The organism is Fictibacillus sp. 5RED26, assembly GCF_015903895.1.
In the GTDB taxonomy this organism is placed as follows: Bacteria; Bacillota; Bacilli; order Bacillales; family Fictibacillaceae; genus Fictibacillus; species Fictibacillus phosphorivorans.
Window position 1 is genome coordinate 601,767 of the sequence record NZ_JACZDU010000002.1, and the last position, 19,625, is coordinate 621,391.

Here is a 19,625-nt window from a genome sequence, read left to right on the forward strand (position 1 = left end):
GACAAACTGTATCCATACTTAAGCAAATAATAAAATACACACACACCTAATGAAACATTGAAAAAAATTTTCTAAGGTTATGAATAAGATTGAAAGTTAGTGGGATTATAAGAGTAGAAATGAAAGGGAGGTGAATAGAATGGCTAAAAACAACAGCAACCAATTATCAGTACCTGGAGCTCAAGGAGCTCTTGATCAAATGAAGTATGAGATCGCTTCTGAGTTCGGTGTAAACCTTGGACCAGACACTACTTCACGTGCAAACGGATCTGTAGGTGGAGAAATCACTAAGCGTCTTGTAGCACAAGCTTTAGGCGGACAACGCTACTAATTTTCAAACCTTTTGCTATGGCTATCTGTTTTTTGCAGATAGCTTTTTTGTATGAATTAAAAGTTAAACAACCGTTTAAACTATCTCTGTTGGAGGTGAATGGATAGATGAATGAAGATAGACCGACTCACTATGATGGGAGTCTTTTAAACACTGAAGTTTTCAATGATGATACTTTGCAAGAGCCGTTTCTTTTAACAGATGAAGTGAGGGCGAACATTGCTGGGAATCCTTATGATAAATCGTGATTGCAGTTCATTGAAAGTCGTTGATTTCCGCTCCAGGTTGCTCGCTTTCCATGGGGCGACCGGTGAGCCCCTTGCCGCTTTGCGCCCTTAAGGGTCTCACCTGACCGCTCGTCCCATAGGAGTCGGCAACCTTCCGCTCCAATCAACTTGCATAGAAGTGAAAAGAACATTCAAAGCAACGGTAATTTAGAAAAGAAAAAACTGAAAGGCAGTGTCAATTACATGACAAAGGTATTATATATTACAGCGCATCCTCATGATGATCAAGTCTCTTACAGCATGGCTGTTGGTAAAGCATTTATTGATGAATACAAAAAAGTTAACCCGGATCATGAATGGATTCATGTGGATTTGTATAAAGAGGACATTCCTCACATCGACCTTGATGTCTTTAGCGGATGGGGTAAACTGCAATCTGGTAAAGGATTTGAGGAGCTTTCTGCAGATGAAAAAGCGAAAGTAGGAAGACTTTCAGAGCTTTGTGAGCAGTTTGTAGCAGCTGATAAATATATATTTGTAACGCCAATGTGGAATTTCTCATTTCCACCTGTTATGAAAGCATACATCGATTCAGTGGCGGTAGCAGGAAAAGCGTTCAAATATACAGAGCAAGGACCTGTAGGACTATTAACGAACAAGAAAGCACTACATATACAAGCTAGCGGCGGGGTCTATTCTGAAGGACCTGCAGCAGCAATGGAGATGGGGCACCGTTATTTAAGCGTGATCATGCAATTTTTTGGCGTTCCATCGTTCCAAGGATTGTTTGTTGAAGGACATGCGGCCATGCCAGATAAAGCGAATGAAATTAAAGAAAATGCCATTGCTCGTGCTAAAGATTCCGCACATACGTTTTAACAGTTAGAAACCTCCCAAAAAGAAAACTTGTAGACCTTGTCTGCAAGTTTTTTTATAATAAAAAATCCTTGTCTACCAACTAAAAAGAGCATTTGTAAACAATTGTATGTAAAAAACTCCTTGCAATTTTGAATGCGTTTTCATAGAATAAAAAGCAACATCCATATTGACTGAATTTTTTTAAAACAAAAGGTAGTGATGTTTTAATAAAGATACCTATGTTATTGGTTTTTGAAAAAGAGGAGGTAATAAGTTGTCACACGTAAACATGAAAGAAAACAGCATGATTATTGAGCATGTTAGCGATGATTCATTTAAGAGTTATGGAAAAGTGATTACAGGCTATGATTTTACACGTTTAATGAACACGATGAAGCAATCTACGAAAATTCCAGAGCATGAAAATGTTTATGTGGCTTCAGAACCGATTCTGGAAGACGATCTCGTAAAAAAACAAATTGAGACTTACTTTTATGGTGAGATGCCTGCCCAGATTGGGTATTGCAACGGTCGGAATTCAACGTTAAATGGCCTTGAATATCACAAAGGAAGTGAGATCAATATAGCAGTGACTGATCTAGTTCTCCTTCTTGGAAAAGTACAGGATATCGAAAATAATACATTTCATTCGAATAATGTAAGGGCTTTCTTTATTCCTGAAGGAACGGCAATTGAAATATACGAGACGACACTGCACTTTGCACCTTGTAAAGTTCAAGAATCAGGATTCAAATGCATTGTTGTTTTACCAAAAGGAACGAATGAACCGTTAGAAGTTGCGCCAGCAGAGCGTGAAAAAAGTACTGATGAAGATCACTTGCTTTTTATGAAGAATAAATGGCTGATCGCACATCCGGATCGAAAACAGCTGATAGAAAAGGGAGCTTATCCTGGAATTATCGGTGACAACATAGAAGTCTTGTTTTAACTATCATTATTCAAAAGGACAGGGGTGTTCGATATGTTTTCAGGCATTGGATTTACACTTTTATCATGTACATTTTTTATGGGACTGGTCGCATGGATCTCTTACTTAAAAACAAAAGGGGAGACAGAAGATTCTACGGGCTATTTCTTAGCAGGACGCGGGTTGAATGGGACATTTATCGCCGGATCACTGCTTCTTACCAATCTTTCTGCTGAGCACTTGATCGGTTTGAATGGACAAGGGTATCGAACGAACATGTCCAACATGGCTTGGGAAGTAACGGCTGGCTTTGCGATTGTTATCATGGCTCTCTATCTATTACCGAAATATTTAGGAGGAGCTTTTACAACATTGCCAGAGTTCCTCAGCACGCGATTTGATGAGGGGGTTCGTCGCTATACGGTTTTGCTATTTATGCTGGGCTATATTTTAGTTACGATTCCATCAACCCTTTACTCAGGTGCACTGACTATTCTTAAACTCTTTGATGTGCCAGGTCTTTTAGGCATTTCCTACACACAATCGGTTTGGCTCTTAATTTGGGTGATCGGAATCATCGGTGCAGTATACGCAATCTTTGGCGGTTTAAAAGCCGTTGCTGTATCGGATACGATTAATGGAATCGGACTTTTGATAGTAGGACTTTTAGTGCCTGCTCTAGGTTTCTTAGCACTCGGAGATGGGAACATGTTTGAGGGCATGAAGACCATTGCAACAAACAGTCCGGAAAAACTAAATGCGATCGGATCGAGTACGGACTCGGTTCCGTTTGGGACCATCTTTACGGGTATGATTTTTGCAAACTTGTTCTATTGGGGAACAAACCAGTACGTTATTCAACGTACGCTTGGAGCACAAAACTTAAAAGAAGGTCAAAAAGGTGTGCTATATTCTGGTTTCTATAAACTTGCGATTCCCCTATTTATGATGATTCCTGGTATTATCGCTTTCCACCTATATGGAGGAGGATTGAATCCAGTTGACCTTGCTTATCCAACATTAGTAGCAGATGTATTGCCAAAATACTTATCAGGTTTCTTCCTAGCTGTTCTATTAGGAGCGGTATTTAGTACATTTAACTCGTTGCTTAACTCAGCAGCAACCATGTTTGCTCTTGATATCTATAAACCGCAGTTCAATCCGAAAGCGACTGACGATCAGTTGATCCGGATGAGTAAATGGTTTGGTACAGTTATAGCACTTGTATCATTCTTTATCTCACCATTATTGATGAACGCACCTGATGGTCTTTGGGATCTGATCAGACGTTTTACAGGGTTCTTCAATATTCCAATCATCACGATTGTTCTAGTTGGTATCTTCTCTAAACGAATTCCTGCACTTGCTGCAAAAGTAGTAATCATTTTCCATGTTATTACGTACTACTTGCTCGTTTGGGGCTTGGATCAATTGTTTGGTATTCAAACCACCATTAACTTTATCCATATTTACGCGATTCTGTTCTTCGTAGAGGTTGGAATTATGATTGCAATTGGGAAATGGAAGCCTTTGCAAAAACCATATGTGTATAAAGCGAATGCACAAGTCGACATGGTACCTTGGAAATACGCACTTCCCGTAACGTTTATCTTGCTAAGTTTGCTTGCGAGTATGTACATCGTGTTCTCTCCGATTGGTTTAGCTTATCAGGATTCAATCGTTTCGGGGTATTTCTGGCCAGCGATTGCAGGATTGGCAATTGTTACTGGAGTTCTTATCTACCTTTCGCTAAAGGTTTGGAATCGGAAGTATGCAGACTTCTTAAGTGAACAGCACAAAAAAGAAGTAAAAGAAGCAAGAAAGCTAGCATAATAAGGAGGTTCTTATGGCTCTTAAAACAAATGAAACAAAATTCGTTTTGAACGAAATAAATAATGGATTTCAAATTGTTGCTGATGGCAGACTTCTCTTTCATCACTCTCTTCAGCAGCCCATGCTATATGTAGGATATGGGGAAGAAACAATCAACATGTATCGAGGAAATTTTGACATTCACGATTATGTAGTAGAAAGAATAGGACTTCGTTATGTTGATGTTGTTCAAGAGGAGAATGGTTTTAAACTTTCTTTTTCAAAATTTGAAGGTGGACCAACTGATCTCGAAATTCTTCTCACTGAAGAAGAAGACGGAAAAGTAAAACTTCAGTTTACAAAACGTTCATCAGAAATAAACCGGTTATGGTTACGTGTACAAGCAGATAGCAACGAGAAAGTCTACGGTTGCGGTGAGCAGCTGTCACATTTTAATCTGCGAGGCAAAAATTTTCCGCTTTGGACTTCGGAACCTGGTGTTGGAAGAAATAAGAACACGTACACAACATGGCAGGCGGATGTAAAAGATAAAGCTGGCGGCGACTACTACAACACAAACTATCCGCAACCAACCTTTATTTCTACTAAAAAATATTATTGCCATGTTGAAACGACGGCTTATGCTGACTTTGATTTTCGGAATGACGAATATCATGAACTTCAAGTATGGGATATACCACAATATGTGCTCTTTGAAACGGCGGAAAGCTATGTAGAGCTCGTTGAAAAGTTAACTGATGTTTTTGGGCGTCAGCCAGAATTACCAGATTGGACGTATAACGGAATCTGGCTCGGTTTACAAGGCGGAACCGATATTGTTCAAAAAAAGCTGGACGTAGCACTTGAAAAAGGAATAAAAGTCGGAGGGGTTTGGTGTCAGGACTGGCAAGGAAAACGCGTCACTTCATTCGGAAAGAGATTGATGTGGAACTGGCGTTGGAACAGTGAAGAGTATCCAAATCTTGATCAAAAGATTGAGGAATGGAAAGCAAAAGGTATCCGCTTCTTGGGCTATATTAATCCTTACGTTGCTGTTGAAGGTGATCTCTACAAAACCGCGGCAGAGAAAGGATACCTTGCACTAAATGAAACAGGGGACATCTACCTTGTTGACTTTGGAGAGTTCAACTGTGGAGTCGTAGATTTTACAAATCCAGAAGCTTGTACGTGGTACAAATCAGTCATTAAAGAAAACATGATTGACTTTGGCCTTGACGGCTGGATGGCTGATTTTGGTGAATACTTGCCAACAGATGTTCAACTCTATAACGGTGAATCGGCTAAAATCATGCATAATGCATGGCCCGCACTCTGGGCAAAAATAAATTATGAAACAGTGAGTGAAGCTGGAAAACTAGGTGAAGTTACATACTTCATGAGAGCCGGTTATACGGGAATACAAAAATATTGTCCGCTATTATGGGGTGGAGATCAAAGTGTGAACTGGTCACTAGATGATGGATTAGCTTCTGTTATCCCGGCTGCACTATCAGCTGGTATGACAGGCTGTGGTTTACACCATAGTGATATTGGCGGGTATACAAGTCTTCATGGAAACAAGCGAAGCAAAGAGCTCCTTCTTCGCTGGACAGATATGGCAACTTTTACACCTGTCATGCGAACACATGAAGGAAATCGCCCTGATGATTGTTTTCAATTTGATGGTGATGAGGAGACACTGCAGCATATTGCTCGTATGACAGATATCTATGTAAAGTTAGCGCCATATACGAAAGACATCGTAAAGGAGAATGCTGAAAAAGGAATTCCAGTACAGCGTCCTTTGTTCATGCACTATGAGGAAGACGAAACAGCTTATGACATTCAATATCAATATTTATACGGCAGAGATCTTCTAGTGGCACCGGTGTATGAAGAAGCCGCAACCCATTGGAACGTCTACTTACCGGAAGATGAATGGGTGCACGTATGGACTGGAGAAGAATATCGTGGCGGTTATGCAGAAGTTGAAGCACCGATCGGTAAACCGCCTGTATTTTACAGAAAGAATTCCTCATACAAGGAATTGTTTGAATCATTAACGAACTAGAATTACAGAGGGGACAGGAATAGGTTTGTCCCCCTTATTCTTTTAAGCTTATGAAAACTTTTATAAATATAAAGGTAGTAATATATTTTAAAAGGTAGTAACCTTTTGTTATACTTATTCAAGATCACTCTTTCCTTTTAAATGATGATTGCCTTTGTTTACTCTTTTAAAGACATCATCGACAAGTTGATTGTAGTGTAAGTGCGAGACTCCTGGGGGATCAGCGGGACAGGTGAGACAACTAAGGGTGCAAAGCGCCGAGGTGGCTCACCGCACGCCCCCCGGAAAGCGAGCAACTGAAACGGAGATCAACCACTTCCAAGAGCACCAAAATATGCGAAAACAGCCTTAAAGATAAAACAATATGAAGGATGTGGACAACTATGCAAATGCCATCAATCGTATATATCCCAATTGGCAGAAAAACATTTGATCTAGAAGCTGGTGAGCAATACCGTAAGCAAAGCTCTGAATGGCTCAACAAGACGTACCACACAGTGTATGAACCAGAAGAAATTCTTACATCTGTAGAAGATCTACAGCAATTCCTTGAAACGCTAACCAATAAAAATATTGATTCTATCATCTATCAAAGCGTTACGTTTGCAGATGGTGAGTTTATCGCGAAAGTACTTCAATATCGAAACGAATCTGTTGTTGTATGGTCTGTAAGAGAACCAAGTGTAGGCGGCAGGCTTCGTCTTAATTCATTAACTGGAGGAAACAGCACGAGTAATGTTCTCATGCATCATCGTCACCCTTTTACATTCGTACTAGGTAACCCCGACGAAGAGCAGCTTCAAAAACAGCTTTCTCGTCAAATCAGAGTGAATGTTTTGGTTAACAAGCTGAAGCAGCTAAAGATTGGAGTGATTGGAGAACATCCACCTGGCTTCTTCTTCTCAGATACAGACGAAGAACTTCTTCATCAAAAACTGGGAGTAACACTTAAAAAGATGGATCTCCTAAAAGCATTTCAAGAATGTGTAGAGCTACCTGAGGAAGAATGGACAGGTGCCATCGATCGAGCTGAACAGCAAGTCATAGGGTTGAATCGATCTGATGAAACGGTAAAGAAATTTGCACAGTTTTCCACGTATGTGAAAAAGTATATTGAACAAGAAGATATTGCAGCACTCGCTGTTAGATGCTGGCCAGAATTCTTTAATGAATTAGGAGCAGCTGCGTGTTCGACACTATCTCAGTTTACCGAAGATGGTGTTGTATCTTCCTGTGAGTCAGATATTCATGGTGCGGTTTCGATGTTTATCCTACAAGAACTAAGTGGAGGAAACGCTCCGTATCTCGGGGATCTCGTTCATGTGAACGAACCAAATAATTCGGTTGTTTTCTGGCATTGCGGAGCAGGTGCTTATTCGCTCGCAAGTCCGTCAACCGGTGCACAATCAGGCGTGCATCCTAACCGTAAAATGGGCTTTACGATGGACTTTGGATTAAAAGCTGGAGAAGTAACGATCTTCAGACTAGGGTATACGCCAGATGGATATCGCCTTCTCGTGATGAAGGGGGAAGCGCTAGATGTTCCGCAACCGTTTTCAGGAACCTCTGTTGAAGTAAGATTAAACGGAGATGTCTCTGAAACGGTAAATGCTCTTATGGAAAGCGGTTATGAACCTCACTTTGCTGTTGTGTATGCGGATGTTGCTGATGATCTATTGCAGCTAGGCAAGCAGCTTAACATTCCTACTGAGGTGTACGTATAGGAAGGGAGCGAACTTAGATGGCAAAGAGAGTAGCAATTGGGCAGGCTGGGGGTCCAACAGCCGTCATCAATGCCAGTTTAGTAGGTTTTGTAGAATCGCTCCAACAAGAAGTAGAGTTATTCGGTGTTTATAATGGCTATCAAGGTTTATATGAAAACGACATCGAAAAGCTTGATGATGACCTTTTAGGATGGATCAAATCACATCGATATGTAAACGGTGCATGCCTTGGTTCAGGACGCTATGAATTTACAACTGAAAAGATTCAAAAATCACTTTTGCATCTAAAGAAGCATGGAATTGATACTCTTGTGTTTATTGGCGGCAACGGTACGATGGCTGCTCTTCATAAGCTAGCTGAACAAGCGCGTCACATTAACTATGATCTTCAAGTCATCGGCATACCGAAGACGGTTGATAATGATCTAGCTGAAACGGACCATGCACCTGGCTTTGGAAGTGCCGCGCGTTATGTGGCAACTGCTGTCAGAGATATTAGTAGAGATCTATGTGCCATGCAGAATTTTGAGCAAGTAAGAATACTAGAAACGATGGGGCGTAACTCAGGATGGCTCGCTGCCGCAAGCGGTCTTTTGAGAAATGGAGAAGATGATGGGCCACATATCGTTTATGTTCCGGAACGAATCATTGAACCAGAACATTTTTTAGCAAATGTTAGTGAAGCTGTTCGATCTTTTGGATACGCGACAATTGTTGTTGCTGAAGGGTGTAAAATGAATGCCACTTCAGAACAGGTCGAGAAAGCGAATGTTCAAGGCAGGACGATTCTTGGCGGCATTTCTGGCGTGCTTGAGAAAATGATCAAAACAGAACTTGGTGTGATGGCTAGAGCTGAGATTCTTGGTATGAATCAGCGCAGCTCATCAGCAGTTATTTCTAAGCAAGATCAAGTGGAAGCCTTTGAAGTGGGACGAGAAGCTGCAAGACTTGTATTACATGGTGAGACGGGGAGAATGGTTAGCATACAACGATCGGCAAATATAGATTATACTTTTAGTATGAATAGCTGTCCTCTGCAAGTTGTTGCGCAGGGTGGGGAACGTTTCCTACCTGATGCATTTATTAATGACCCGGAAGCCTATTACAAATGGCTCCGACCTCTCGCAGGGGAAGATCTACAAGCTTATCCCACTGTGAGAAAGAGGAGAATATTATATGAAAAGCAATAATACAGCATTATATCTGCAAGTAAAAGATCATTTGATTGAGAAAATACAGCAGCAAATCTGGCGTCCGAACCAACTTATTCCAACTGAACAAGAGCTTATGAAGCAATTCGGTGTAAGCCGCACGACGATTCGACAAGCGATTAATATGCTTGTGGCTGACGGTCTTTTAGAGAAACAACAAGGAAAAGGAACGGTTGTAAAGCCGCAACAGCTTGTTGGCTCATTAAAAAGATTAAAAGGATTTGCAGAAGAAGTAATGGAAAAAGGACAAGTTCCTCACTCTAAAGTTCTTCGTGCAGAATTTATTGATACGCTTTTCTTTGAAAAAACAAAGCTAGGATTAAAAGAAGATGAAAAAGTCCTTATCATTGAACGCATCCGATTTGCAGATGATGTCCCGATCGCATTAGAACGATCATGTTGGCCAGAAGCGATCGGAAAGTTACTGATGAAACACGATCTGGATACTGCTAAATTTTATTCCATCCTGGAAGAAGACAATATTTTGTTAAAACGTGCAGATGAAAAAATTTCTGCTATAAATTCTACGATATCTGAAGCAGATCTACTTGGAATTCGTGCAGGAGAAGCTCTTTTAGAGATGACTAGACTGAGTTATGGACTAAACGACAAGCCGATCGAATATACAAAAACAAGATATAGAAGTGACCAATACCACTATGACATTGAACTAAGACGTTAAATAAAAACATTCGGAGGTATTACTATGGGATATATATCAGGAAAAGAACTGCTAACACATGCTTACGAGAACCAATACGCTGTTGGGGCATTTAGTGCACATAACGCAGAAACCATCCTTGCTATCTTGGAAGCTGCTGAACAAGAACAAGCACCAATCATGATTCAAGTTGGGCAAAAAGTGATCAACACGATCGGGCTTGAACCGATGAAGGCAATGATTGATGTATTCATGAAAAACATATCTGTTCCAGTCTGTATCCATCTGGATCACAGCAGGGAATATGAACAAACAATGAAAGCCATCCAGCTCGGTTTTCAATCCGTTATGTTTGATGGCTCTGCTCTTTCGTTCAAAGAGAATACTTCAATAACAAGAAAAGTTGTAGACGCTTCACGTGCGCTTGGAATCGGTTCTGAAGGTGAGATCGGTAAGATTGGCGGAACGGAAGATGACATAACAGTTGCTGAAGAAGATGCAATGATTACAGCAACTGAAGAGGCTGTGGCGTTTGTTGAAGCAACGGATGTAGATTATCTTGCCGTCTCAATAGGTACAGCACATGGTATCTATAAGAATCCTCCAAAACTGGCATTTGAACGATTAAAAGAAATCTCAGCAGCGGTTAACCGTCCGATCGTTCTTCATGGTGGTTCTGATGTGCCGGATGAGCAGATTACAAAAGCAGTTTCGTTAGGTATTGCAAAAATCAATGTGGATACAGAGCTTAGACAATCATTCACAAAAGGCATGCAGCAAGTTCTTGAAGAAAATCCTGAAGAATTTCATCTAGCTGTTTCCCTTGGCAAAGGCCGTGAAGTAATGCAGAAAAAAGTTCAGGAGAAAATACGTCTATTCGGAAGTGCAGGAAAAGCGAGTGAATTCACAACGCGCGAAAAGGTCATAACGTTATAAAATAGGGAGTGATGATTTGTGGCGATAAATACAACGTATCAAACGTACGGACTATGGATTAACGGTGTGTGGAAAGAAAAAACAGAGGTGTTGGAAGTACTCAATAAATATACGCAGAATGTAGAAGCTGCGATTGCGCGCTCTGAAAAAAAGGATGTAGATGAAGCGGTAGAAGGAGCCAAAGAAGCATATAAAGAAACCTTCTCGGCATACGACCGTTATCTTGTGCTTACAAATGCTGCACGATTATTATTGGAGAAAAAAGAAGAGTTTGCTAGAGTGTTAGTCGCTGAAGTAGGTAAGCCGATTCGTGATTCAAGAGTCGAAGTAGAACGAGCTGCACAAACACTTGAAATCTCAGCTGAAGAAGCGAAGCGTATCCACGGTGAAGGGGTTCCTGTAGAATCAGCACCAGGTTCTGAAAATCGAATGGCTTTTACACTACGAGTTCCAGTTGGTGTTATTGCAGCAATTACACCATTTAATGTGCCGTTGAACCTTGTTTGTCATAAGATTGGTCCAGCTCTCGCTGCAGGAAATGCAGTCGTGTTAAAGCCCGCTGAAGTTACCCCATTGTGTGCCCTTATGTTAGCAGAGGTATTTAAGGAAGCTGGCTTGCCTGATGGCAGGCTCCAAGTCATTACAGGTGATGGTGCAGAAGTAGGCGGTTGGCTACTAGAAAATCAAGATGTTAAGATGTTTACTTTTACCGGAAGTCCAAGAGTCGGTGAAATCATCAGACAAAAGGCAGGACTTCGCAAAGTGTCACTGGAGTTAGGAAATAACTCCGCAACGATCGTTCACAAAGATGCGGATCTTGAAAAGGCTGCAGCACTCATTGCAAACAAAAGTTTTAATAATGCAGGTCAAGTATGTATTTCTGTTCAGCGTGTATATGTTCATCAAGATGTGAAAACTCCTTTTATTCAATTATTAAAAGATAAAACAGAGCAGCTGCAATCCGGTAATCCATTAGACGAAACTACCGATATCGGCCCGATGATTCGACAGGCAGAAGCAGAGCGTGTTGAAGAGTGGGTGAACGAAGCAGTGGCTGACGGAGCAACTCTTGTAACGGGTGGTAGACGGAATGGAGCATTTTACGAGCCTACGATACTATCAGATGTTAAAAGTGACATGAAAGTTTGTAAACAAGAAGTGTTTGGTCCTGTTGTTGGGATAGACACATATGCTACGATAGACGAAGTGATCGAACAAGTGAATGACTCGGATTATGGATTGCAAGCAGGTCTCTTCACAAACGATCTTGCTTTCGCTATGAAAGCGGCAAAAGAGATTGAAGTGGGCGGACTTATCGTAAACGATGCTTCAGCATATCGAGTGGATCACATGCCATACGGTGGCGTAAAGAAGAGCGGGACTGGAAAAGAAGGCCCGCGCTATGCGATTGAAGAGATGACTGAAGAACGAATCATTGTTTTAAATTTGTAGCAAGAAAAAAGTGCTGATCTCACTTGGTCAGCCTTTTTCCGTTGTAGTTAACAGAAAGAAGGGGTAAGACATGATAGAGCTGTTGAGCATTATTCTTCCGGTATTTGCGATCTTTGGTATCGGGTTTATCGGCCAAAAAACGATAGGTTTTGAAACGCAAACCCTTTCCAAGATGGCACTTTATCTGATGTCTCCTTTTCTCGTATTTCGGACGTTTTATGAAACTACTTTTACGAAAACGTATGGATATATGCTCATCTATACGCTCATTCTATGTTTCACTTTAATCGGTCTCGTGTATGTGATCAGTTATATTAAAAGATACAATATGCGGGAAACATGCGGTGTCATTTTAGCTTCTGCTTTTATGAATAATGGGAACTATGGTACGCCAGTCGCGCTGTTCGCGTTTGGGGCTGCAGGGTTAGATTATGCGGTTGTTCTTATGGTTATTCAGCAGTTAGTCATGTGTACAGTTGGTGTGTATTATGCAGCAAAAGGCAGCCCAGAAAACGATGGTATCTCTTCAGCATTAAGAGCAGTAAGGCGTATGCCAATCGTATATGGAGCGATAGCGGGTGTTGTCTTTCAACAGTTACACATACCGATAAAAGGTTCTGTGGCAGAAGCTCTTGATCTTGTGGCGAACTCTGCGATACCGACCATCATGATCATACTCGGTATGCAGCTCGCGAAAATATCATTACGCCATGTACAGGTGGAGAAGTTAACGTATTCGTTGCTACTAAAATTAGCGGTGTCACCTCTGATCGCATTTTGTATCACGTTGATACTTCCTATAGATGATATGCTCGCAGCGATTATGATTCTGATGGCTGCGATGCCTTCAGCAGCAAATACGACGATGTATGCGTTACAGTTTGGAACAGAGCCTGATTTCGTATCGAGTGCAACCTTAGTAAGTACACTTTTTTCACTGATCACGCTGCCCATCTTGCTCGCGATTTTAATTTAAGGATGAGAAGAACTCAATGAAAAGTGGAAGTGGCTCGTTCAGCCCCGACAAGCAAAAGTTGAATGGGCTATGAAGGCGCACTTTGCTCATCACAGACCGTTAAACTTTTGACCTCGAGGGGCTAGCCACTGCAACTAGGCAGGTGAGACACTTTTACGGAACCGTACGAATATGGCTCACCGCCTGCCCTGCGGAAAGCGAGCATCTGCAACGGAACAACTCATTCAAAAGCAACAATGAATACGAAAAAAGCCTTAATAAATAAAAAAACTCACAAAAATAGTGAGTTTTTTTGCTTATGTGTTAATGCTTTTCTAACCACTTAATTATCTCTTCCGCAACAATATCCTGCTGTGTTTTAGCTGAAATGTCAGCTTCATTATCCCCTTTTTGTTTTCCATACATGCCGAATCCAGCATGATTTCCGCCTTGAATCTCAAATAGAACAGTCTCACGTGACAGCAAGCTTTTCGTTTCCTTAATCTTATCCCTAGTCGTTAGCCCATCTTTTTCTGCGTAAATAGACAAGATCGGTGTGTCTTTGTTGGAAAAGTCATCTCCACTAGCAGGATAAGAGGCAAGCAGGATAACACCATCTACTACATTGGGATTTTTATGTGCAAATGTAGCAGCGCTTACCCCTCCTAAGGAGTGCCCTCCAATAAACCATTTCTTAATCGATGGATTACGGTTAATCCATTCTTCTGCTTTATTTGCTTCAAGCATCGCAAGATTTAGATTAAATTTCGGAATTCCGACGGTGTACCCAGCGTCTGACAATACTTTACCGAGATAACCATATGCTTCTGGTTCAACTTTTGCACCCGGATAAAGGATAACCCCAACTTCTTTATTAGTACCACTAGGTTTGAACGTTACCCAATCGTCTTCATGCTCGATGTCTCCAACACTTTTCAACAGTTCTTTAGTAGGTTCATATGTCTGTTGAGTCCACACAAAAAATCCGATCAAGCAGCATACCAATAGTACTGCGATTACAAGAATTGCTCTTTTGATTATCCTTTTCATATTAAGTTAAGCACCTTTCAATTGGCGGTCTTGATGAATCTTTGTTGCAACAAGCGTGATCATCAAAAACAACTCAAAGCCGTTCGTGACAGCGGCACTTTCCACAGATATAGGAACCGCGCTTCCAACTGTCATCACAACTGAACCAATCAACATCCACTTCCAGCCTGTTTTTTTCCAGAGGATCGCTCCTGCCGTGATCAAAGCAATAGACACGAACAGAACCATGAGAGGAGGACCTGATGAAGGTTCTGCAGAAACATATCGAAGTAAACCGTGTTCTCTTTCAGGAACGATTTTTACCCCATATGTTTCAGTGATAATTTCCATTATGACAAGGGCGATCGTGTAAAAAAGAGCTACTATGTATACAATTTTACGTTTGGCGAACTCAATTCCAGCTCTGTTTAAAACACTCCATGAAAATAGAACGAGGGTAGGTGTGAAGAACGCATGAAACCAAAATCGTAAATAGCTCAAATTCTCTAAAAGTGGTCCTTCACCTAAGAATTTCCCTATAGCGATCAATCCGTTATCATAAACAAGTCCGAACACTACCAAAAAGAGTAGGGAAGAAGCATCCCATCTGTTACCGAAGTTTATGCACATGATAAGCAAAACAAGGTAAGCCGCTGTATAAATAAAATAGAAGACTGTATCCATGAAATTCCCCCCAAAGTTTATACTCATAAGAATTACCTTATCCATACAAGGCGAAACGTTATGAGTACATCATAGTCAAAAAATGAGGAACATCAACAACGAATTTCACGTGTTGTTCATTTTTTTTGAAGTGGTTCGCGCTTCCTTTTTCCATAGTGGCATACCTCTTTTTTGCAGCAACTTATATAGCGTGATATAGGTGAATGGAAATAAGAAGGATAGTAGGGTGAAAAAGATAAACCGCCAAGTAAGAATGCGGGTTAAAAATTCATTCATTTCGATCATCGCTTATCTTAGACCTCCTGCTGAGCTAATTGTCGTATGGATCTGTGTGTTTATCTTTACTTGGCTAAAGTGATTTTCACCTGTTTCCCAGTCATTTTTTAGTTTTAGCCACTCTTTATGATGATGCTTTTCCATGTAGACACCGAGACCTAGAATATCGGTTTTATATTGGTTCTGAAGTTTCTTAATAAATGACTCTGTTTTTTTAGCGACCTGTTTTTCTACTTCTTTTTTCACATGATCTGCTGAAACGGTACGTGAATCCATCTGTTTATTGACTTCTTGAATCTCTCCTTCTAGGCTGATTTTGATCGTGAATGTAAGCTGACCGTTTTTAGTTGGAACGAGTTTGATCTTACTTTTCGATTTATCTATTTTATAGATGTAGAGATCCTCATCTAATTCGAAAAAAAGCATGCCTTTTTGAAATTCACCGTTCAAAATGTTCATAGCTTCTGTATCTTTTTCATTAAGTATTTGCGTTAATCTGCTTGATTCCCCTTTTATGATAGCGGCACCACCAAGCTTGATCTCTTCTGTATTCTTATAATGTAACATTGGCAGGACGAAAGAACGGTGAGCTAACAGGTCTTCCTGCAGATCTCCTAACCTCTTAATGCTCGCAGTACGGGAATGATTTTGTACATTAGCAGACAGTGTATCGATATAGAGTGATGGTAGTTTTTCGTTATTCTCAACGTCAAGATACTGCTTCGTGTCTCCTTTTGTAATAAAGACACGTACACTCCGCCTAATATCTTCATGTCTGACAAAAAAATCTAGCAGACGCTCCATTCTTTCTGGTTGTCTTGCAACCTTATCTGAAACCAATATGATCTGGTTGTGGGCAAAATATAACTCTTTATTCGAGAATTGAGCAATTTTTGATATTTGTTCGGATATATCATGTCCTTTTTCCTGAAAGTTTTGATACGCTTTTTCGTTCGTTACTTCAGGTTTTAGGGACCTTGGGACAGCCACTTGAAAGGTTCCGTTCATCATTGGTTGATTCGAATCATCACCCATAGTTTCCTGATCGATTCCGACACCAATCACAAAAGCCTTTTTCTCGATCTCTCGTGCTCCGCAACCTTGCAACAAGTTAATAAGGAGGAGGGTTGATAGCGTATAACAAAGCTTCTTCATGATTTCACTCCTCTAATCTTAGCGATAATATAAAGAGGGACAGGCACGATTGCAATTAATGCTAAGCTGAGTCGTCCGATAAACGTTCCCATCGCTTCCATACCTTCCATGCCAATCGGAACCATTGAGACGAAGAAAATGATAGGAGATAAGATGACGATCAGTGTCTCTTTCTTTGCTTTTTTAAATAGAGATTCTAAGACGACGAGTGAAGAATCAATAGACATCGATGTTGTATTAAAGATCGTCATGATCCAGATGGTGAAATAGACAGATTCGAATCTCTCAAAAAAACCTCCAGGAAGTTCAATCTCCTTACCTAGCTCGATCGTTGGATTCTCTAAAAAATCAGTTCCGAGATTAGAAAAGACAGCCACACACGAAACAAAGACCAGCGTGTAGATGATAATGGAAATAAATACACCTTTCACCGCAGCTGATGATGCTTTATCAGGTTCATTAACAAGGTAAGAATAGCTTAAGATTATAGAGATGCCGGTGAACGAAAAGAATATATTGATCATGCCTGATCCATAGCCTTGCAAATCTGTTGTGAGCAGCGGATAAAAATTATCTAGATGCATGATTCGAATGTTTAAAACTACTAATAACAATGACACGATTAATACGACAGGTAAAAACATCGAGTTTATACGAATGAGTGCTGTACGAGAACCAAAAAGCGCATATAGCGTAACAAGCAAAAAAAGCAGACTTAAACTATCAGAGCTCGTGTTTGGCAACAAATATTTCTTCGTTATCTCTGCGATTGCTCGTATTTCATAGGCTGCTAATAAAGCAAAAAATGCACCATAAATTATGATTAAAGGCAGGGCGAGTGGCTTTGGGATGATTCCTAGCAAAATTTCATAGATGCCTTTACCCGGAAACATTCGAACGAATTGACCCATGATCCATACGATACCTAGCACTATTCCTCCCATTACAAGAATGCTGATCACACCGTCGATGCCGTTTGTTACGGTCGTGATATAGCGAGGCAGATTAAAGATACCAACACCAATTACCATGGAAGCTACTGCGTACATTAATTCTTTAGCACTAATGGAACGATCGGTGTATTTGACTTTGCTCACAGTTTATTCCTCTTTCTCTGAACGGACTTCATCTACTGTATCTAAGAAAACAGGTCTCTTTTTAATAAAAGAGATGGGCAAGCGTAGGAATAGCTCTTTCCAGTCGTTGATAAAGATAGGGGCAAGAGGTGCGGCGTATGGAATACCTAGACTGGTCAGATTGACTACATGTATGACAAGTACAATAAAAGCAAGTGAAATTCCATAGAGTCCCATCATGCCTGCAGCAAAAATAAAACTGAACAAGAGGATTCTATAGGTTACACCCATGCTATAGACCGGTAATGTAAAAGAAGCGATTGCAGTGATTGCGATTACGATGACCATTACGGTACTAACGATTCCAGCTTGAACAGCAGCTTCTCCAATAACGATTCCTCCTACGATACCAATCGTTTGTCCGATGGGTTTCGGAAGACGCAGTCCAGCTTCCCGTAAAAGTTCCATCGTAATCGCCATCATCAGAGCCTCAACAAATGCTGGAAAAGGAACCCCTTCACGCGAAGCGGCAATTGAAAATGCGAGACGTGACGGAATTAAGCCCTGATGAAAGGAAACAAGTGCTATATAAAAGGATGGAAGAAATAGTGAGATGAAAACAGCGAATGCACGCAGCATGCGCAGCAGTGACCCGATGTGCCATCTTTCATAATAATCTTCAGGAGAATGAACCGTATCCAGGATCGAGATAGGTGCAATCAGTGCGTTTGCTGTCTGATCAGGAATAATCGCTAATCTTCCTTGCAAGAGTGAGAGTGCAACTTTATCAGGACGTTCCGTGCTAATAAACTGCGGAAAGGGAGATAGAAAGTTGTCTTCTATCGATTGTTCAATAATGCCTGAGTCGATAGGTGCATCAATGCTTATATGCTGTAAACGATGTCTTGCTTCTTCTACGATTGCAGGATTGATCACATCACCTATATACAATAAAGCTACTTTTTTCTTCCCTCGTTCACCAATCACAAAAGTCTCTATCTTCAGGTTCTCATCTGTGATCTGTTTACGAATCATCGCGATATTGACACCGATCTCTTCTGTAAAACTTACTTTAGGCCCACGAATAAGAGATTCTGTTTGTGGTTCCTCGATCGCCCGAACTTTGCCGCCATACGTATCCACACTAAAGCCTTCGTTTATGGAATCCAATAAGATGATGGTTTTGCCGCTCAAAAGATGGTTGATCACATCTTTCGTTTTCGATATCTTAGCGGTTTGAGCGGTTAGGTAGATATCCGAATACATTTGCTCAAACAACGACGAATCCACAGGTGGTGCGTATTTTATATATTTAATTGATTTTAAGATGTTCTGCAGCTTATCTGAATCAACTAAGTCTGCCATATACAGAATAGTTAAAGGTGTATTTCTGATTTCGTACTGTAGCATTTTTAAATCAGGTGTTGGACCGAGCGTAGTTTGAATCCCTTCCAGATTGCTAGAAAGACTGTTACTTAATAATGGGGAGTGGTCTATTTGTGAATTTCCTTCTTTTTTCAATGCAACAGACCTCCCTCGTTTTTTACTAGGTATGTCCATTGAATGAGGTGTTTATTCCATTAATAGGGTAGAAGAGAAAATATAAAGAATGTGCAAAAGAAAAGAGAAGCCCATAAGCTTGAATGGAGCTTCTCTTTTCGTATATATTGTTGATCTCCGTTCCAGGTGCTCGCTTTTCGGGGGGCGTGCGGTGAGCAACCTTGACGTTTTGCGCCATAAGGTATCTCACCTGTCCCGTCTTTATGCTCCTTGCTCCTGCGTCTACAAGTTAATGCTAGAGGAGTAAGCTTTCTCGTCGCACGCCTTGCGAGATGTACTTCAGGTGGCAGGCACGCACGCACCTTACACTCCAATCAACTGGATAGCGATGTTGGTCATTTAGAAATAAGTTACTTAAATAATAAAACACAAGATACATTAAGAATAGATTAGTGGTCTTTAACTATTTCTAAATTTACATAAAAACAAAGAACAACTATCATAAATGCATATCCATTTATTTGGAAGTATTGTGTAGATAGAAAGGAAATCATTCATGGATGTTGATCTGAATATACTATTGCAAGAAATTAAAATCTGCCGTCAAGAAATGTATGATCTTAAACCAAGCTCCAATGATTTTTCAGATGCTGATCTCGTCAAACAGAGTCAAAAGCTGGACAAACTAATCTACCTTTATCAAAAAGCAATCATGGAGAATCCATCTGTAAAATAAGAT

The 19,625-nt window shown here is 40.6% G+C and carries 18 protein-coding genes; 13 read left to right on the plus strand and 5 right to left on the minus strand.

The window, feature by feature from the left end; translation table 11 throughout:
• The first annotated feature begins 139 nt into the window (after window positions 1-139).
• The 12 genes from IHV10_RS11210 to IHV10_RS11265 all read left to right on the plus strand — a co-directional run bounded on the left by IHV10_RS11210 (window position 140) and on the right by IHV10_RS11265 (window position 13,187).
• Entirely contained in the window at window positions 140-331 is a 192-nt protein-coding gene (locus IHV10_RS11210; protein ID WP_066397779.1) for an alpha/beta-type small acid-soluble spore protein, read from the plus strand.
• 107 nt (window positions 332-438) lie between these two features.
• Entirely contained in the window at window positions 439-579 is a 141-nt protein-coding gene (locus IHV10_RS11215) for a hypothetical protein (protein ID WP_197129168.1), read from the plus strand.
• A 222-nt stretch (window positions 580-801) separates the two neighbouring features.
• Window positions 802-1,437: an FMN-dependent NADH-azoreductase gene (locus IHV10_RS11220; RefSeq protein WP_197129171.1), complete on the plus strand. Its 636-nt coding sequence runs from the start codon at window positions 802-804 to the stop codon at window positions 1,435-1,437.
• A 253-nt stretch (window positions 1,438-1,690) separates the two neighbouring features.
• Entirely contained in the window at window positions 1,691-2,365 is a 675-nt protein-coding gene (locus IHV10_RS11225) for a DUF4867 family protein (RefSeq protein WP_231619507.1), read from the plus strand.
• 33 nt (window positions 2,366-2,398) lie between these two features.
• On the plus strand, window positions 2,399-4,177 hold the full coding sequence (locus IHV10_RS11230) for a solute:sodium symporter family transporter (RefSeq protein WP_197129174.1): 1,779 nt from the start codon (window positions 2,399-2,401) through the stop codon (window positions 4,175-4,177).
• Between the two features lie 13 nt (window positions 4,178-4,190).
• On the plus strand, window positions 4,191-6,227 hold the full coding sequence (locus IHV10_RS11235; protein ID WP_197129177.1) for an alpha-glucosidase: 2,037 nt from the start codon (window positions 4,191-4,193) through the stop codon (window positions 6,225-6,227).
• A 383-nt stretch (window positions 6,228-6,610) separates the two neighbouring features.
• Window positions 6,611-7,951: a sulfoquinovose isomerase gene (gene sftI, locus IHV10_RS11240; RefSeq protein WP_197129180.1), complete on the plus strand. Its 1,341-nt coding sequence runs from the start codon at window positions 6,611-6,613 to the stop codon at window positions 7,949-7,951.
• A gap of 17 nt (window positions 7,952-7,968) precedes the next feature.
• Window positions 7,969-9,141 carry a diphosphate--fructose-6-phosphate 1-phosphotransferase gene (locus IHV10_RS11245; protein WP_197129183.1) on the plus strand — a complete coding sequence of 391 codons (1,173 nt, stop codon included), beginning with the start codon at window positions 7,969-7,971 and terminating at the stop codon, window positions 9,139-9,141.
• On the plus strand, window positions 9,128-9,844 hold the full coding sequence (locus IHV10_RS23015) for a GntR family transcriptional regulator (RefSeq protein ID WP_197129186.1): 717 nt from the start codon (window positions 9,128-9,130) through the stop codon (window positions 9,842-9,844). Before IHV10_RS11245 ends, IHV10_RS23015 begins: the two co-directional genes overlap by 14 nt.
• A gap of 24 nt (window positions 9,845-9,868) precedes the next feature.
• A complete protein-coding gene (locus IHV10_RS11255; protein WP_197129189.1) occupies window positions 9,869-10,759 on the plus strand; it encodes a class II fructose-bisphosphate aldolase in 891 nt (296 codons plus the stop codon).
• Window positions 10,760-10,777: 18 nt separating this feature from the next.
• Window positions 10,778-12,211 (plus strand): aldehyde dehydrogenase family protein, encoded by a 1,434-nt coding sequence (locus IHV10_RS11260; RefSeq protein ID WP_197129192.1) that lies wholly within the window; start codon window positions 10,778-10,780, stop codon window positions 12,209-12,211.
• A gap of 73 nt (window positions 12,212-12,284) precedes the next feature.
• Window positions 12,285-13,187 (plus strand): AEC family transporter, encoded by a 903-nt coding sequence (locus tag IHV10_RS11265; RefSeq protein WP_197129976.1) that lies wholly within the window; start codon window positions 12,285-12,287, stop codon window positions 13,185-13,187.
• Window positions 13,188-13,490: 303 nt separating this feature from the next.
• Here the strand turns inward: IHV10_RS11265 and IHV10_RS11270 are convergent, their stop codons facing one another.
• The 5 genes from IHV10_RS11270 to IHV10_RS11290 form a co-directional block, all read right to left on the minus strand.
• Entirely contained in the window at window positions 13,491-14,216 is a 726-nt protein-coding gene (locus tag IHV10_RS11270; RefSeq protein WP_197129195.1) for an alpha/beta hydrolase, read from the minus strand.
• 6 nt (window positions 14,217-14,222) lie between these two features.
• On the minus strand, window positions 14,223-14,879 hold the full coding sequence (locus IHV10_RS11275) for a hypothetical protein (protein WP_197129198.1): 657 nt from the start codon (window positions 14,877-14,879) through the stop codon (window positions 14,223-14,225).
• A 288-nt stretch (window positions 14,880-15,167) separates the two neighbouring features.
• Window positions 15,168-16,310: a Ger(x)C family spore germination protein gene (locus IHV10_RS11280; RefSeq protein ID WP_197129200.1), complete on the minus strand. Its 1,143-nt coding sequence runs from the start codon at window positions 16,308-16,310 to the stop codon at window positions 15,168-15,170.
• Window positions 16,307-17,407, minus strand: coding sequence for a GerAB/ArcD/ProY family transporter (locus IHV10_RS11285; protein WP_197129203.1), 1,101 nt, complete (start codon window positions 17,405-17,407; stop codon window positions 16,307-16,309). The genes IHV10_RS11280 and IHV10_RS11285 overlap by 4 nt, the downstream gene beginning before the upstream one ends.
• A 3-nt stretch (window positions 17,408-17,410) precedes the next feature.
• On the minus strand, window positions 17,411-18,907 hold the full coding sequence (locus IHV10_RS11290; protein WP_231618252.1) for a spore germination protein: 1,497 nt from the start codon (window positions 18,905-18,907) through the stop codon (window positions 17,411-17,413).
• Window positions 18,908-19,442: 535 nt separating this feature from the next.
• On the opposite strand from IHV10_RS11290, the gene IHV10_RS11295 reads away from it, so the two are divergent.
• Complete coding sequence (locus IHV10_RS11295) at window positions 19,443-19,622, plus strand: aspartyl-phosphate phosphatase Spo0E family protein (RefSeq protein WP_197129209.1); 180 nt, start codon at window positions 19,443-19,445, stop codon at window positions 19,620-19,622.
• Window positions 19,623-19,625 lie beyond the last annotated feature (3 nt).